This window comes from Corallococcus exiguus (assembly GCF_009909105.1).
Classification (GTDB): Bacteria; Myxococcota; Myxococcia; order Myxococcales; family Myxococcaceae; genus Corallococcus; species Corallococcus exiguus.
In genome coordinates, this window is sequence record NZ_JAAAPK010000008.1 from 618,674 (window position 1) to 635,151 (window position 16,478).

Sequence of the window (16,478 nt, forward strand, 5' to 3'; positions counted from 1 at the left end):
ATGGACTACCAGAACATCAAGTTCGAGAAGGACGGCGCCCTCGCCATCCTCACCGTGGACCGGCCCAAGGCGCTCAACGCGCTCAACAGCGCCACGTTCCACGAGATGGACCACGCGCTGCGCTCGCTGAAGGACGACACGCGCGCGCTCATCGTCACCGGCGGCGGGGACAAGTCCTTCGTCGCGGGCGCGGACATCGCGGAGATGTCCACCATCAGCGCCGCGCAGGCCCGTGAGTTCTCCGCGCTGGGGCACCACGTCTTCGCGTCCCTGGAGAACCTGTCCATCCCCACCATCGCGGCCGTCAATGGCTTCGCGCTGGGCGGCGGCCTGGAGCTGGCCCTGGGCTGCGACCTCATCTACGCGTCGGAGAAGGCGAAGCTGGGCGTGCCCGAAGTCACCCTGGGCGTCATCCCGGGCTTCGGCGGCACGCAGCGCCTCACGCGCCTCCTGGGCCGCGCCCGTGCGAAGGAGCTGCTCTTCACCGCGGACCGCATCGACGCGGCGAAGGCGAAGGAGATCGGCCTGGTCCTGGAGGTGCTGCCCGCGGACAAGCTGATGGATCACTGCAAGGCAGTGGCCGCGAAGATCCTCAAGAACGGCCCGCTCGCGGTGGCCCAGGCCAAGCGCGTGGTGGAGTACGGCGCGGATCAGGACCTGCGCGCCGCGAACGAGCTGGAGCGCCAGGGCTTCGCGGTCCTCTTCGGTTCGGAGGATCAGCGCGAGGGCATGGCCGCGTTCCTGGCCAAGCGTCCGGCCAACTTCCAGGGCAAGTGACGTGAAGCACGCGGTCGCGGCCGGGAGCCTGCTGTGCTTCCTGGCCGCGCCGCCGGCCCGGGCGGAGGAGGTCTCCGAGCAGGAGCCCCGCGCCCCGGCCCTGGTGTCCTGGAAGCGCACGCTGTGTCTCTACACGCTGTGCTTCCTGGAGCCCGCCATCCCGGACCTGCGCCGCGAGTGGGGCGATGGCGCCCACTGGGTGCTGTCCTGGCCCATCCACCCGTGGGCCACGCCACCGTTGGACGTACCCGGCGTGTTGGGTTCCACGCTCATCCTGTCGCCCTTCGTGGAACCCCAGCTGAGGCTGCGGCCGTCCACCTTCCGCATGCTCGCCGGGGCCCGCGTGTATGCCTTCCCGGACGCGTACCGCTTCGGCGTGCTGGCCGAGGGGGCGGGCGTGTGGGGCGGAGACGGGAAGGGCGGGGTGGCCGGGGTGGGGCTCACCTACGACTTGATTGAACGGCACCGGGACACCCAACCCTGGACGGTGTCGGTGGTGGTGCGCAGGACCTGGACGGACTCGGGGGCTCGCACGGACGTGTCCTTCGACGTGACGGTGCCGCTGGCGATGTTCTTTGGGACCCGGATCCCCGGCCCCGAGGATGGAGGGGCGTCTTCGGAGTAGCCCCGGGGCGGACCCCGTACTATGGGAGGTCCACCATGAACTTCGAGCTGACCGACATCCAGCGCGAGATCCAGCGGCTGTGCCGCGAGTTCGCCGCCAAGGAGCTCATCCCCAACGCCCGCAAGTGGGACGAGCAGCACGCGTGGCCCACGGACGCGGTGAAGAAGCTGGCGGAGCTGTCCCTGCTGGGCATCGCGGTGCCGGAGGAGTGGGGCGGCGCGGGCCTGGACAACGTCTGTTACGCCATCGCGATGGAGGAGATTTCGCGCGGCTGCGCCTCCACCGGCGTGATCATGAGCGTGAACAACTCGCTCTACTGCGACCCGGTGTCCAAGTTCGGCACCCCCGAGCAGAAGGAGCAGTTCCTCAAGCCCTTCGCCAGCGGTGAGAAGATCGGCTGCTTCGGCCTCACGGAGCCCGAGGCCGGCAGCGACGCCGCCGCCCAGAAGACCGTCGCCGTGAAGCGGGGCGACGAGTACATCATCAACGGCTCCAAGAACTGGATCACCAACGGCCCCAAGGCCGACGCCATCGTCCTCATCACGATGACGAACCGGGAAGCGGGCAACAAGGGCATCACCGCGTTCCTGGTGCCCACCAACACCCCCGGCTTCACTCGCGCGGAGCCCGACAAGAAGATGGGCATCAGCGCCGCCTGGTCCTGCTCCATGTTTTTCGAGGACATGCGCGTCCCGGAGAAGTACCGCCTGGGCAAGGAGGGCGAGGGCTTCAAGGTCGCCATGTCCACGCTGGACGGCGGCCGCATCGGCATCGCGTCCCAGGCGCTGGGCATCGCGCGCGCGGCCTTCGAGGAGGCTGTGCGCTACTCGGGTGAGCGCAAGACGTTCGGCAAGCCCATCCGCGACCACCAGGCCATCCAGTTCATGATCGCGGACATGGCCATGGAGATCGACGCGGCCCGCCTGCTCGTGTGGCGCGCGGCGCTGATGAAGGACAAGGGCGTGCGCCACAGCCCGGAGAGCGCCATGGCCAAGCTCTACGCCAGCGAGATGGCCAGCCGCGTGGCCAACAAGGCCCTGCAGATCCACGGCGGCATGGGCTACAGCAAGGAGATGGACGCCGAGCGCCACGTGCGCGACGCGCGCATCACCGAAATCTACGAGGGGACGAGCGAGATCCAGCGCATCGTCATCTCCGCCAACCTGCTGAAGGAGTAGTCCCCCGGCCATGAAACGCGCGCTCCTCCCCGTGCTGTTCCTGTCCCTGGGCCTGGCGTCTCCGCTGGCGCTCGCCCAGGGCACCTCGAAGAAGAAGGCCGCGGCCACGCCGGCTCCGGCCACGACGTCCGCGCCCAAGAAGGACGACGGGCTGGACGTCAGCAAGCTGCCCTTCACCCCGGACTCCATCCGCCAGGTGATCGCCTACCACATGCCTCGGATCCAGGAGTGCTACGAGGACCACATGGTGGAGAAGGACAAGAAGGTGGAGGGCCTGCTCCGGACCACCTTCACCATCACCGCGGAAGGCGCCGTGCGCAGCGCGAAGATCGACAAGCACGGCAGCACGCTGAAGGACGCGGGCCTCAACGATTGCGTGGTGGCGGTGCTGTCGTCCCTGGACTTCCCCAAGCCCCCGGACGGCCGCGACCACCCCATCGAGTACCCGTTCAACCTCAAGGCCATCGAGTAGGGCTTCCGAGCCCCCAAGGACGCCCGCGCCCGTGAACTTCGACCTCACCGAGACCCAGACGCTCATCCGTGACACCGCTCGCAAGTTCGCCCGCGAGCGCGTGGCCCCGCACGCCCGCGCGTCCGACCGCGAAGAGCGCTTCGACCCGGAAGTCTTCAAGGCCCTGGCCGAAGTGGGCCTACTGGGCGTGAACCTGCCGGGGAAGTACGGCGGCGCGGAGGCCGGCGTCGTGTCCTACGCGCTGGCCATGATGGAGATGGCCGCCGCGGACGCCTCCGTGTCCGTGGCCATGGCCGTCACCAACATGTGCGGCGAACTCATCCACGCGGTGGGCACCGACGCGCAGCGGGAGAAGTTCGTCACGCGCATCACCTCCGGTGAGGCCGTCGTGGGCGCGTTCGCGCTGAGCGAGCCGCACGCGGGCTCCGACCCCGGCGCCATGCTCACCACCGCCACGAAGCGCGGCGACGTGTACGTGCTCAACGGCAGCAAGCAGTGGATCACCTCCGGCGCCTACGCGGGCGTCATCGTCGTGTGGGCCCGCACGGGTCAGTCCGGCAACAAGGGCCTGTCCTGCTTCATCGTGGAGGGCGGCGCGAAGGGCCTCCACGTGGGCAAGCACGAGGACAAGATGGGCCTGCGCGCGTCCAACACCGTGGGTCTCACCTTCGAGGACTGCGAAGTCCCCGCGGAGAACCTCCTGGGCAAGGAGGGCGACGGGTTCCGCCTGGCCATGATGGCGCTGGACGGCGGGCGCATTGGCATCGCGGCGCAGGCGTGCGGCACGGGCCGCGCAGCGCTGGAAGCGACCGTCTCCTACACCAAGGACCGCAAGGCCTTTGGCCAGGCCGTGGCGGACCTGCAGGGCCCGCGCTTCATGATGGCGGACATGCGCACCCAGCTGGACGCAGCCGAGCTGCTGACCCTGCGCGCCGCCGCCCTCAAGGAGGCCGGCCAGCCGTTCACTCGCGAAGCTTCCATGGCGAAGCTGTTCGCCAGCGAGATGAGCAACAAGGTCGCGGACAAGGCCGTGCAGCTGCACGGTGGTTACGGTTACATCGACGAGTTCCCGGTCGAGCGTTACTTCCGGGACGCGCGCGTGCAGACCATCTACGAGGGCACCAGCGAGGTGCAGCGGATGGTCATCGCCCGGGAAACATTCCGGCGCGAGGGGTAACGCTCCGCTTGTCCCACCTGGGGCGAGCGGGCAGGGGGCACCGGCCGGGTAGGACAGATGCGGACGCGGCCGGGCGTTCATAGAACACGGATCATCACTTGGGGCGGTGCACCGCTTGACTCCTGTAAACCCAGGTGTCTAGGGTGCGCGGCTTCCAACCAGCCTTGCGTTCCCATTCAGGGGACACCCGCGGTCTCCCGTCGCTCCCCGCAGGCGGCCGCGCACCCATTCAAACAGGGGGCAGTTGTACCGTTCCAAGGACTTCCCATTCATGCAGCAGAACGTGAACCAGCAGATCGACGGCGGTGACGAAGACTTCGCGGCGATGTTCGAGGCCTCGCTCAAGGAGCGTGGCGGCGACGGAATCCTGAAGGAAGGCGAGATCGTCAAGGGCACGGTCGTGCAGGTGACGAAGGATTTCGCGATCGTGGACATCGGCTACAAGTCCGAGGGTCAGGTCCCGATCTCCGAGTTCACCAACCCCCGCGGCGAAGTCACCGTGAAGGCCGGTGACCCCGTCGAGGTCCTCCTGGAGAGCCGCGAGAACGACACCGGCATGGTCGTCCTCTCCAAGGAGAAGGCCGACAAGATGCGCATCTGGGACGAGATCTCCGCCGCTTGCGAGCGTGATGAGATCGTCAAGGGCACCATCGTCGGTCGCGTGAAGGGTGGCCTCTCCGTCGACATCGGCGTGAAGGCGTTCCTGCCTGGCTCCCAGGTCGACATCCGCCCTGTGCGCAACCTTGACCAGTACATCTCGAAGGAATTCGAGTTCAAGGTCATCAAGTTCAACAAGAAGCGCGGCAACATCGTCCTCTCTCGCCGCGTGCTGCTGGAGAAGCAGCGCGAGGAGATGAAGAAGGAGACCCTCAAGAACCTCAAGGAGGGTGCGGTCCTCAAGGGCGTGGTCAAGAACCTCACGGACTACGGCGCCTTCATCGACCTCGGCGGCATCGACGGCCTGCTGCACATCACCGACATGTCCTGGGGCCGCATCGGTCACCCCAGCGAGATGTTCAACGTCGGTGACGAAGTGCGCGTCGTCGTCCTCAAGTTCGACCCCGCGCAGGAGCGCGTCAGCCTGGGCCTCAAGCAGATCCAGGAGGACCCGTGGCACCGCGCCGACGAGAAGTACCCCGTCGGTACCCGCGTCGCCGGCAAGGTCGTGTCCATCACGGACTACGGCGCGTTCATCGAGATCGAGCAGGGCGTGGAGGGCCTGGTGCACGTGTCCGAGATGTCCTGGACCAAGCGCCTCAAGCACCCGTCCAAGATCCTGGAGGTCGGCCAGACGGTGGAGGCCGTCGTCCTCGACATCGATCCGAAGGCCAAGCGCATCGCGCTGGGCATGAAGCAGATCGAGCAGAACCCCTGGACGCTGCTCGAGGACAAGTACCCGATCGGCTCCGTCATCAAGGGCCAGATCCGCAACGTCACCGACTTCGGCGTGTTCGTCGGCGTCGAGGAGGGCGTGGACGGCCTGGTGCACGTGTCCGACATCTCCTGGACCCAGCGCATCAAGCACCCGGGCGAGATGTTCAAGAAGGGCGACGAGGTCGAGGCGGTGGTCCTCAACATCGACGTCGAGAACGAGCGCTTCAGCCTGGGCATCAAGCAGCTCCAGCCGGACCCCTGGGAGACCCTCTCCGAGCGCCTGCCCGTGGGCAGCCGCGTGAAGGGCAAGGTCACCAAGGTCACCGACTTCGGCGCGTTCGTGGAGATCGAGCCGGGCATCGAGGGCCTCGTCCACGTCTCCGAGCTGAAGGAAGAGCGCGTGGAGAACCCCCGCGACGTGGTGAGCGAGGGCCAGGATGTCGAGGTGAAGCTCATCGACATCAACACCCCGGACCGCAAGGTGGCGCTGTCCATCAAGGCGCTCATCGGCGAGGGCGAGGACTACCGCGAGTACCTGCGCAAGCAGGCCGAGGGTTCCAAGGCCCGCCTGGGCGACGTCATGGCCTCCAAGCTGAAGAAGTAATCAGCCCAACGTCTTGACGTGAATAGCGGCCGGGTTCCCCAGTGGGAGCCCGGCCGTTTCCATTTGATTCGGCGGAAAGCGGCCGTGATAAGTGCCTTTCCGGCGCTTTTCTCTTTTACAGACGGTTCCCTCTCCAGGAGGCAATTCCATGGCTCGTGAAGTCGTCATCGTGGGCGCGGCCCGTACCCCCATCGGCTCCTTCCAGGGAGCGCTGTCCAAGCTCACCGCTCCCCAGCTGGGCGCCATCGCCATCAAGGCGGCGCTGGAGCGCGCGGGCGTGAAGCCGGAGGCCGTGCAGGAGGTCATCATGGGCTGCGTCCTGCAGGCAGGCGTGGGCCAGGCCCCCGCGCGTCAGGCCACCATCTTCGCGGGCCTCCCGGAGTCCGTCCCGGCCGTCACGCTGAACAAGGTCTGTGGCTCCGGCCTCAAGGCCGTCATCGCCGCGGCGCAGTCCATCGCCCTGGGCGACGCGGACGTCGTCGTCGCGGGCGGCATGGAGTCCATGTCCAACGCGCCCTACATCAGCCACACGATGCGCGGCGGTTCCCGCATGGGCAACGTGGAGTTCAAGGACGCGATGATCTCCGACGGCCTCTGGGACGTGTACGGCAACGTCCACATGGGCAACTGCGCCGAGGAGTGTTCCACCTCGCAGGGCATCAGCCGCGCGCAGCAGGACGAGTTCGCGCTGGAGTCCACGCGCCGCGCCATCCAGGCCCAGAAGGAAGGCCTGTTCGCGGCGGAGATCGTCCCCGTGCAGATTCCCGGCAAGAAGCCGGATGAGTTCACCACCGTCTCCGAGGACGAGGGCCCCAAGAACGCCAAGCCGGACAAGATCCCGGGCCTGAAGCCGGTGTTCAAGAAGGACGGCACCGTGACGGCCGCGAACGCGTCCTCCATCAACGACGGCGCCGCGGCGCTGGTGCTGATGAGCGAGGAGAAGGCGAAGGCCGAAGGCCGCACCATCCTGGGCCGCATCAAGGGCTACGCGCAGGCCGCCCGCAAGCCGGTGGAGTTCACCATCGCGCCGGCGGACGCCATCAACACGCTGCTCACGAAGCAGAACGTGACGGCCAAGGACGTGGACCTCTGGGAGATCAACGAGGCCTTCTCCGTGGTGGCCATCGCCAACAACCGCATCCTCGGCCTGGATCCGGCCAAGGTGAACGTGCGCGGCGGCGCGGTGGTGCTGGGCCACCCGATTGGCGCGTCCGGTGCTCGCGTGCTCGTCACGCTGCTCCAGACGATGAAGGACCAGGACAAGAAGCGCGGCGTGGCGTCGCTCTGCATCGGCGGCGGCGAAGGCATCGCGCTGATGGTCGAGCGCTGAGGACCTGACCGCATGAACAAGGTCTACGCGAGCGCGGATGAGGCGGTCGCCGACATCCCGGACAACATCACCCTCATGAGTGGTGGGTTCGGGCTGTGCGGCAACCCCGAGAACCTCATCACGGCCCTGCACAAGAAGAACGTGAAGGGCCTCACCATCATCTCCAACAACTGCGGCACCACGGAGCTGGGGCTGGGCATCCTCCTGCAGAACAAGCAGGTGAAGAAGATGGTCGCCAGCTACGTGGGGGAGAACAAGGAGTTCGAGCGGCAGTTCCTCTCCGGAGAGCTGGAGGTGGAGCTCAACCCGCAGGGCACGCTCGCGGAGCGCATCCGCGCCGGGGGCTGCGGCATCGGCGGGTTCTTCACGCCGACGGGCGCGGGCACCCAGGTGGCGGAGGGCAAGGAGTCGCGGATGATCGACGGGCGGCTCCACGTCCTGGAGACGCCGCTGAAGGCCGACTTCGCCATCGTCCATGCATGGAAGGCGGACACCTGGGGCAACCTGGTGTTCCACAAGACGGCCCGGAACTTCACTCCCATGATGTGCATGGCCGCCAAGGTCACCATCGTGGAGGCGGAGCACATCGTGCAGCCGGGCGAGCTGGACCCGGACCTGGTGCACATCCCGAGCATCTTCGTGCACCGCATCGTGCAGGCGCAGAACCTCCAGAAGTGGATCGAGCGGCGGACCGTCCGCAAGAAGGCGTCCTGAGCCATGCCCCTGACTCGTGAACAGATCGCGCAGCGCATCGCCCAGGAGCTGAAGGACGGCTTCTACGTGAACCTGGGCATCGGCATCCCCACGCTCGTGCCCAACTACATCCCGCACGGGGTGGAGGTGGTGCTCCAGTCGGAGAACGGCCTGCTCGGAATCGGGCCGTATCCGGAGGAGGGGAGCGAGGACCCGGACCTCATCAACGCGGGCAAGGAGACGGTGACGGAGGTGAAGGGCTCCGCCTTCTTCGACTCCGCGCTGTCCTTCGGGATGATCCGCGGCGGCCACATCGACCTGGCCGTGCTGGGCGCCATGGAGGTCAGCGAAGAGGGTGACCTGGCCAACTGGATGATCCCCGGCAAGATGGTGAAGGGCATGGGCGGCGCCATGGACCTGGCCGTGGGTGCCAAGCGCATCTACGTGGCCATGGAGCACGCCAACAAGGACGGGCAGCCCAAGATTTTGAAGAAGTGCTCGCTGCCTTTGACGGGCCTCAAGTGCGTGCACCACATCGTCACGGACCACGCGTTCATGGACGTGACGCCGGAGGGACTGGTCCTCCGCGAGCTGGCACCCGGACTGACGGTGGAACGGGTGCAGCAGCTCACCGAGCCGAAGCTGAAGATCGCGCCCGACCTGCGCGAGATGAAGTTCCAGGCCTGACGTGGAGTGCTAGGGTGCGCTTCCGTTTCCCAGTGTGGGACGGAAGCCACCTTTCCCCGGGGAACGGAGCACCGCATGGCTGATACCTCGGAGAAGCCCGTCCCCGCGCCTCGCGCGCACCGCATCGACCATGAGCTGCCCGTGGCGTACCGCACGGTGGCGGGCTTCGTGACGGACTGGGCGGTGAACCTGTCGCGCGGCGGGCTCTACATCAACACGCCGCAACCGCTGCCGGTGGGCACGGTGGTGCGCCTGTTGGTGTCGCTGCCGGGCGCCAGCTTCCCGGTGGACCTGTCCGGGAAGGTGACCCGCACGAACCCCCAGGGGACGCCGGGCTCCGAGGTGCCGGGGATGGCGGTGGAGTTCCTGGACGTTGACGACGAGAAGCGGTCGCGCATCGAAGCGTTCGTGGAGCGCCTGCGGGAAGCCCTGCCGGCGGACGAGCGTGGCAGTGCGACCCGGAAGTAGGGCGGCCCCACCCAGGCGGCCCCCGCGAGTGCGCCTGCGATGACGACGCTGCCCGAATCCCCCATTGAACTGACGATTGAACGGCTGGGCCAGCTGGGCGAAGGCGTGGCCCAGTGGGAGGGGCGCACCGTCTTCGTGCCCGGCGCCTTCCCCGGCGACACCGTGCGCGTGCGCCTGGAGTCCCAGGGCAAGGTCCTGCGCGGCCTGTTGGGCCAGGTGCTGACGGACGGTGCGGAGCGCGTGTCGTCGCGCTGCGTCCTGTCCGACGCGTGCGGCGGCTGTGACTGGCTGGAGCTGTCCGTCCCGGCACAGCGGTCCGCGAAGCAGGAGATCGTCCTCTCCACCCTGGAGCACCTGGGCCGCTTGAAGCGCACGGGCTTCACGGTGCGGCCGTTGATGGTGGCGCCTCGGGACTGGGGCTACCGCCGCCGCGCGGTGCTGCACGGGGCGGGGAAGGGGGCGCTCGGCTACTTCGGCCGGCGTACGCACGAGCGCATTCCTGTGGACGTCTGCCCCGCGCTCACGCCCGTGCTCACGGCGCTGCCCGGGAAGCTGGCCCCGCTGCTCAAGCCGCTGGCCAAGGACACCGAGGAGGTTCTGCTGCTCGCCGAGGGCGACAAGGCCGCGTTCGCGGTGAACCTCAGCGGCCAGGTGACGGCGCGGCACCTGGAGGCGGCGGAGGCGGCGGTGCGCGCGCTGCGGCTGGAGGGCGCGGTGCTGGTGCCCAAGGAGGGCTCGGCGCGGTTCATCGGCCGGCCGGTGCTGCGCTCGCTGTCCCCTCTGCGACCCGAGGTGCCGGTGTACCTGCGGCCGGATGCGTTCGCGCAGGCGCACGCGGAGGCCAACGTGGGGCTCGTCACCGCGGCCCTGTACGAACTGGGCGCACAGGAGACGGACTCCGTGCTGGAGCTGTACTCCGGCAACGGCAACTTCACGTTCCCGTTGGCGGGCACGGCCGGGTCGGTGCTGGGCGTGGAGTCGTCGCCGGTGGGCGTGGAGCTGGCGCAGCGGAGTGCTCGCGAGGGTGGGGTGGCCAACGTGCGCTTCATCCAGGGCGACGCGCGCAAGGTGTGCGACGGGCTGGTGGCGGAGGGGCGTTCGTTCGACCTGTGCCTCGCGGATCCTCCGCGCGCCGGGGCTCCGGGCCTGGCGAAGTGGATGCGCGCGCTGAACGTGCGCCGGGTCGTCTACGTGGCGTGCGACCCGGCTTCGCTGGCGCGCGACGCGGCGGGGCTGGTGGAGGCCGGTTACAAGCCGGTGGCGCTCCAGGTGGTGGACATGTTCCCGCAGACGCACCACGTGGAAGCGGTGATGTCCTTCGAACGGGGAGCCTGACGCGCCATGGACGCCCGCATCGTCGAGTTCGCCGAGGTCCTCCGCCAAAACGGCGTGCGCGTCAGCACGTCCGAGGTGCAGGACGCCCTGCGCGCCACGGCGGAAGTGGGCGTCCAGGACCGGAGCCTGTTCCGCTCCGTGCTGCGCGCCACGCTGGTGAAGCGCGAGCTGGACGTGGAGACGTTCCGCCGCGCGTTCGACTTCTACTTCTCCGGCGCGGCCCGCACGTTCGAGGCCATCGACAAGTCGCTGGCGAAGCAGCTGGAGGAAGAGGGCTACCTGGAAGGCGACCTGCTGAAGATGGTCATCTACCAGATGAACCTGCTGGCGCCGGAGATGTCCCCGCTCGCGCAGGCCATCCTCGCGGGTGACCGCGCGCGGCTGGCGCAGATCTTCCGTCAGGCGTCGCTCCAGCTGGACCTGGGGCAACTGGAGAGCCCTCTGCAGACGGGGTTCTTCACGCGGCGGATGCTCGCGGGCGCGGGCATGGAGCGGGCGCGCTCCGACCTCAAGTCGATGGAGGACGAGCTGAAGGCTCGCGGGCTCCATGCCGAGGGCGTGGAGATCGTCTCGCGCCACGTGGCCGCGGCGATGCGCAAGATTGAAGACGCCGCTCGCGCGGAGGTGAAGCGTCAGTCCGAGGCTCGCATCCGCCGCCGCACGGACGACGTCACGGAGAAGCCGCTGCACCTGCTCACGCAGGCGGAGGTGGACCAGATGGAGGCCGCCGTCCGCACGATGGCGGAGAAGCTCAAGAGCCGGATGATCCGCAAGCAGCGCTCGCACCGTCGCGGGTCGCTGCACGCCCAGCGCACGCTGCGCCGGAACATGCCGTGGGATGGCATCCCCATGGTGCCCGTGTTCCGCACCCGCAGGCCCGAGCGCCCGGAGTTGGTGGTGCTCTGCGACGTGTCCGACTCCGTGCGCAATGCGTCCCGCATGATGCTGCTGTTCATGCACACGCTGCAGTCGCTGTTCGTGCGCGTGCGCTCGTTCGTCTTCGTGTCCGACGTGGGCGAAGTCACTCAGTTCTTCAAGGACCTGGACGTGAGCGAGGCCATCGACGCGGCGACCGCAGGGCGCACCGTGTCCATGAGCTCCAACTCCAACTACGGCCGTGCGCTGGCGGACTTCACGCGCGACCACCTGGGCAGCATCACGCGCCGCACCACCGTGATGATCATTGGCGACGGCCGCAACAACTACAACGCGAGCAACGCCTGGGCCCTCAAGGATCTGAAGCGCAAGGCCAAGCGCGTGCTGTGGATCTGCCCCGAGGACCGGGGCAACTGGGGCATCGGCGACAGCGAGATGCTCACCTACGAGAAGCACTGCACCCAGGCCGTGGTCGTCACCTCCGTGACGGACCTGGCCCGCATCGCGGAACAGCTTGTCCCCGTCTGAAAACCCTTTCGCACCCGAGGAGCGCCCCCATGGCCCCGTCCTTCTTCGACGACTACCAGGACGTCCCCAACGTGGAGACCGGTCCGGACTTCGACGCCGCCGACGACCGCACGCTGCGCATGGCGTCCCGGCCGGTGGACAAGGCGCTGCTCGACCAGCTGGTCCGCTACCAGGAGACCTTCCTGGAGCACGTGGAGGCGGACGCCAGTCCCGAAGCCATGGCCGGCGCGGCGAAGGCGGCGCTGGAAACCAGCGGCCTGGACGTGAAGGCAGCGGAGTGGGGGAGCGCCGTCCTCCGGGCCTTCGGCGGGCGGCGGTGGACCGTGCAGCGGCTGCGCTCGAAGCTGACGGAGCTGGAGTCCCGCTCCGGGCCGGAGGTGGACGAGGTGAAGAAGCGCGTCCAGGGCGAGCTGGTGAAGCAGGAGCGGGAGACGGACGCCCTGGGCCGGCGGTACGGCGTGGAGACGGTGGCCCTGCTCCGGGAGCGCGAGGCGGAGCTGGTGGCCCTGCACACCCGGCTCACGAAGGTGCTCAGCCGGGGATGACCCAGCGTGTCCGCCCGGTTGCATTCCGCGTCCGGGCGTTCCATAACGGCCCGTTTTCCTTCAAGGCCCACCCATGAAGCGCTACTTCATCCACACCTTCGGCTGCCAGATGAACGTCAACGACTCGCTCCGCATGAGCGAAGCGTTGTCGAAGATGTCCTACGTCCCCACGCCGGAGCCGGACAACGCGGACCTCATCATCCTCAACACCTGCTCCATCCGGGAGAAGGCCGAGGACAAGATGCTGTCCGCGCTGGGGCGCTACCGCGCCGTGAAGGCCAGCCGGGGCGCCATCCTGGGCGTGGGCGGCTGCGTGGCCCAGCAGGAGAAGGACAAGCTGCTCAAGAAGGTCCCGTACCTGGACTTCGTCTTCGGCCCGGACAACATCGCGAAGCTGCCGGAGGTCATCGCCCGCGTGCAGGACGCCCGCGAGCGCGTGGTGGAGACGGCCTTCGTGGACTCCGAGGAGTACGTCTTCCCGCGCGCCGACGCGGAGACGTCCCGCGGCAAGGTGACCGAGTTCGTCACCGTGATGAAGGGCTGCGACAACGTCTGCTCCTTCTGCATCGTCCCGCACACCCGTGGCCGCGAGGTGAGCCGCAACTTCCCGGAGGTGCTCAACGAGGTGGCGGACCTGGCCGGCGTAGGCCTGCGCGAAGTCACGCTCATTGGCCAGAACGTCAACTCGTACCTGGGCGGCATCAGCTTCGCGCAGCTGCTGCTGCGCACCGCGGAGGTGCCGGGCATCGAGCGCGTGCGCTTCACCACCAGCCACCCGCATGACCTGTCGGACGAGCTGATCGAAGCCTTCCGCGTGCAGCCGAAGATTGCCCCGCACTTCCACCTGCCGGTGCAGTGTGGCAGCGACCGCATCCTGAAGATGATGCGCCGCGACTACACCGTCGAGCAGTACATGGAGCGACTGGAGAAGCTGCGCGCCGCGCGGCCCGGCATCGCCATCACCACGGACATCATCGTGGGCTTCCCCGGTGAGACCGAGGAAGAGTTCGAGATGACGATGCAGCTCACCGAACGGGTGAAGTACGACAACCAGTTCTCCTTCGTGTACAGCCCGCGCCCCAAGACGGGCGCCGCGCTGCGCGAGAAGGACTGGGGTCCCATCCCGCACGAGGTGAAGGTGGCCCGGCTGGAGCGGCTGCAGAAGCTGCAGCGGCGCATCAGCGGCGAGTACACCCAGGCGCAGGTGGGCCTGGACGTGGAGGTGCTGGTGGAAGGGCGCTCGCGCTACGACGCCACCAAGCGCTTCGGCCGCACGCCGGAGAACCGCACGGTGAACTTCGAGGGTGATGCTCCCGCGGGCTCCATCGTGAAGGTGCACGTGGAGCGCGCCACGCCCAACCAGCTCGGGGGCAAGCAGTTGGTGGTGCTCCAGGCCCCCACCGTGGCGCCGCCCGCCGTGGAGCTGCCCGTGCCGCTGCATGTCCCGGCGGAGGCCTGACGCTTCCGCCGCTGTCCCGCCGTCGGAGGTAGCCCCATGCCGTTGAAGCCGTTTCGCGGGGTGTCCCCCCGCGTCCATCCGAGCTGCTTCATCGAGGACTCCGCCCAGGTGGTGGGCGATGTGGAGCTGGGCGAGGACTCGTCCATCTGGTTCAACTCCGTGCTGCGCGGGGACGTGAACTCCATCCGCATCGGCAAGCGCACCAACATCCAGGACCTCACCATGATCCACGTCACCAGCCAGGGTGACTCGACGACGGTGGGCGACGACTGCACGGTGGGCCACCGGGTCATCCTCCACGGGTGCGTCGTGGGCCACCGGGTGCTGGTGGGCATGGGCGCCATCCTGATGGACGGCGTGGAGGTGGGGGACGACTGCATCATCGGCGCGGGCACGCTGCTGACGCCCGGGACGAAGATTCCCCCGGGGTCGCTGGTGGTGGGCTCGCCCGGCAAGGTGAAGCGCCCCATCCACGACGGCGAACGCGAGTTCCTGGTGCAGTCCGCCCTCCACTACGTGCACACCGCCGCCGAACACCGCGCCAGCCGCTGACGCGGCCGCGTTGTGCGTGTTAGGAACACCCCATGGCGCTCGCCCCCGAGACGACCCTGAAGGCCTGTCCGCTCTTCAAGGGCTTCACCGACACCGGCATCTCCATCTTCGCGGCGGCGGCCGTGTCGCGTGCCTTCCCCAAGGGGACGGCCTTGTTCACCGAGGGCAAGGCGGGGGATTCGCTGCTGATCGTCGGTGAGGGCACGGTGCGGCTGAGCGCCCGGAGCCCCTCGGGCGAAGACGTGCCCCTGGGCGAGGTGACTGTCGGAGAGCCCCTGGGCGAACTGGCGCTCGTGCAGAAGGGCGAGCGGCTGTGCTCGGCCACGGCCCAGACGGACGTGATGGCGCTGGAGATCCGCGCGGCGGACTTCCAGAAGCTGCTCGCGCAGAAGCCGCAGGCCTGCATCAAGCTGCTGATGGGCATCGTCAGCCACTTCGGCGCGAAGGCCCGGGATAACCGGGACATGCTGCGCACGCTGGTGGCGCGGGCCCCGGGAACCTGAACGGCTGTCGGACAGGTGGCGCCGGGCTCGTGCCGGGAGGCCGGAAAGGCGAACGGTCCTGCCACCCGCACCCGAGGTGGTTACTGTGCTCGCCAGGAGCCCCTCCAGGCTCCCAGGCTGTCGCACACCGTGGGTGAGGGTAGACATACGGCCGACGGCTTTCGTGATGTGGCACGGACGCTTGAGGTGGGAAGCTGGGCGGCCGGAGTTTTCAACTGCCTCACCCGGTTGATGGCTGGGTGATGGACGGGCCGGCCCGGGTGGTTGCCGAGCGGCCCTTCGGGAAGTGATTGGACGGAACGACGCGTGGAAGAACTGCTCACCAACCTGCTCGGTAGCTCCCAGGGCCTCTTCGCCTACTTTTCCGTGTTCGCCATCCTGGTGGCGTGCGGTCTGGGCGTGCCGCTGCCCGAGGACATCTCGCTCATCCTCGGTGGGTTCCTGGCGCACAAGGGCGCGGCCCACCTGCCGGTGATGATGGCGGTGGGGTTCTTCGGCATCCTGGTGGGTGACAGCCTCATCTACCTGGCGGGGCGCCGGCTGGGCACGAGGCTGGGGCGCGACCCGGGGGCGAAGGGCGGAGGGTTCTTCTCCAAGATCGTCACGCCGGAGAAGCGGGCGAAGGTGGAGTCGCTCTTCGTCACGCACGGCCAGAAGATCGTGATGATCGCCCGCTTCATGCCGGGCGTGCGCGCGGTGACGTACTTCACCGCGGGCTCCGTGCACATGTCGTACTGGCGCTTCATCTTCTGGGACGGGCTGGCGGCGCTGCTGTCCGCGCCGGTGTTCGTGTGGCTCGGGTTCCACTTCGGTGGCGAGCTGGACATGGTCATCCGCAAGCTGAAGGACGGCCAGGTCGTGGTGATGGGGTCGCTGGCGGTGCTGGCGGTGGGCTACTTCGTCTACCGTCGCCGCAAGAACGCGAAGCTCAAGGCCGAGGCCGCCGCCAAGGAGCAGCTGACGCCGGTGGCCCTGCCGCCCGTGCCGGAGACGCTGGAGAACAGCATGTCGTCGACGCGCGCGGCCAGCCCCAGCGCCTTCTTCGACGTGCCCGCCGACAAGGCGCCCGCGTCCGAGCCGGACCTGAACGCGCACAAGTAGTCACCGTGCAGCGGTGACGTGGTTCACGGACCCCGCCCCCTCGAAGGAGGGAGCGGGGTTCTTCGTTGCGGGCTATGCGCGCCGAACGCCGGGGCTCCCCGGAAGCGGGTTCGCGCGGAGGACCGCCGCCGGGTCCAGCGAAGCGCGAGCCTGGCACCTTCGTTCATGAAGGCTCCAGGCTCGCGGCGGTCTCG

At 68.3% G+C, this 16,478-nt stretch carries 17 protein-coding genes; all 17 read left to right on the top strand.

Features of this window, described 5'->3' with window-relative positions; translation table 11 throughout:
• The 17 genes from GTZ93_RS28745 (at position 1) to GTZ93_RS28825 (ending at position 16,284) form a co-directional block, all read left to right on the top strand.
• Complete coding sequence (locus GTZ93_RS28745) at positions 1-777, top strand: enoyl-CoA hydratase-related protein (RefSeq protein ID WP_139923027.1); 777 nt, start codon at positions 1-3, stop codon at positions 775-777.
• A gap of 1 nt (position 778) precedes the next feature.
• The gene (locus tag GTZ93_RS28750) at positions 779-1,402 is read left to right on the top strand and encodes a hypothetical protein (RefSeq protein ID WP_161663126.1); all 624 of its coding nucleotides are present in this window, start codon (positions 779-781) and stop codon (positions 1,400-1,402) included.
• Between the two features lie 35 nt (positions 1,403-1,437).
• Positions 1,438-2,580, top strand: a complete 1,143-nt coding sequence (locus tag GTZ93_RS28755) for an acyl-CoA dehydrogenase (protein WP_120577608.1) — start codon at positions 1,438-1,440, stop codon at positions 2,578-2,580.
• Between the two features lie 10 nt (positions 2,581-2,590).
• Positions 2,591-3,052 carry an AgmX/PglI C-terminal domain-containing protein gene (locus GTZ93_RS28760; protein ID WP_120596118.1) on the top strand — a complete coding sequence of 154 codons (462 nt, stop codon included), beginning with the start codon at positions 2,591-2,593 and terminating at the stop codon, positions 3,050-3,052.
• Positions 3,053-3,083: 31 nt separating this feature from the next.
• Complete coding sequence (locus GTZ93_RS28765; RefSeq protein ID WP_120596117.1) at positions 3,084-4,229, top strand: acyl-CoA dehydrogenase family protein; 1,146 nt, start codon at positions 3,084-3,086, stop codon at positions 4,227-4,229.
• A 271-nt stretch (positions 4,230-4,500) separates the two neighbouring features.
• Positions 4,501-6,207, top strand: a complete 1,707-nt coding sequence (locus GTZ93_RS28770) for a 30S ribosomal protein S1 (protein ID WP_120563302.1) — start codon at positions 4,501-4,503, stop codon at positions 6,205-6,207.
• Positions 6,208-6,355: 148 nt separating this feature from the next.
• Positions 6,356-7,537 carry a thiolase family protein gene (locus tag GTZ93_RS28775; protein ID WP_120577611.1) on the top strand — a complete coding sequence of 394 codons (1,182 nt, stop codon included), beginning with the start codon at positions 6,356-6,358 and terminating at the stop codon, positions 7,535-7,537.
• Between the two features lie 12 nt (positions 7,538-7,549).
• Entirely contained in the window at positions 7,550-8,251 is a 702-nt protein-coding gene (locus GTZ93_RS28780) for a CoA transferase subunit A (protein ID WP_120563244.1), read from the top strand.
• A 3-nt stretch (positions 8,252-8,254) separates the two neighbouring features.
• Positions 8,255-8,917, top strand: a complete 663-nt coding sequence (locus GTZ93_RS28785) for a CoA transferase subunit B (protein ID WP_120577613.1) — start codon at positions 8,255-8,257, stop codon at positions 8,915-8,917.
• A 75-nt stretch (positions 8,918-8,992) separates the two neighbouring features.
• Complete coding sequence (locus GTZ93_RS28790; protein WP_120563245.1) at positions 8,993-9,385, top strand: PilZ domain-containing protein; 393 nt, start codon at positions 8,993-8,995, stop codon at positions 9,383-9,385.
• A 39-nt stretch (positions 9,386-9,424) separates the two neighbouring features.
• A complete protein-coding gene (locus GTZ93_RS28795) occupies positions 9,425-10,720 on the top strand; it encodes a class I SAM-dependent RNA methyltransferase (RefSeq protein WP_139915810.1) in 1,296 nt (431 codons plus the stop codon).
• A gap of 6 nt (positions 10,721-10,726) precedes the next feature.
• Positions 10,727-12,124, top strand: a complete 1,398-nt coding sequence (locus GTZ93_RS28800) for a VWA domain-containing protein (protein ID WP_139915811.1) — start codon at positions 10,727-10,729, stop codon at positions 12,122-12,124.
• A 29-nt stretch (positions 12,125-12,153) separates the two neighbouring features.
• A complete protein-coding gene (locus GTZ93_RS28805; RefSeq protein WP_139915812.1) occupies positions 12,154-12,669 on the top strand; it encodes a hypothetical protein in 516 nt (171 codons plus the stop codon).
• Between the two features lie 73 nt (positions 12,670-12,742).
• Positions 12,743-14,128 (top strand): tRNA (N6-isopentenyl adenosine(37)-C2)-methylthiotransferase MiaB, encoded by a 1,386-nt coding sequence (miaB, locus tag GTZ93_RS28810; RefSeq protein ID WP_120577618.1) that lies wholly within the window; start codon positions 12,743-12,745, stop codon positions 14,126-14,128.
• 36 nt (positions 14,129-14,164) lie between these two features.
• A complete protein-coding gene (locus tag GTZ93_RS28815; RefSeq protein ID WP_120563250.1) occupies positions 14,165-14,680 on the top strand; it encodes a gamma carbonic anhydrase family protein in 516 nt (171 codons plus the stop codon).
• Positions 14,681-14,712: 32 nt separating this feature from the next.
• On the top strand, positions 14,713-15,183 hold the full coding sequence (locus GTZ93_RS28820; RefSeq protein ID WP_139915813.1) for a cyclic nucleotide-binding domain-containing protein: 471 nt from the start codon (positions 14,713-14,715) through the stop codon (positions 15,181-15,183).
• Between the two features lie 306 nt (positions 15,184-15,489).
• Positions 15,490-16,284 carry a DedA family protein gene (locus tag GTZ93_RS28825; RefSeq protein ID WP_139915814.1) on the top strand — a complete coding sequence of 265 codons (795 nt, stop codon included), beginning with the start codon at positions 15,490-15,492 and terminating at the stop codon, positions 16,282-16,284.
• The last annotated feature ends 194 nt before the right edge of the window (positions 16,285-16,478 follow it).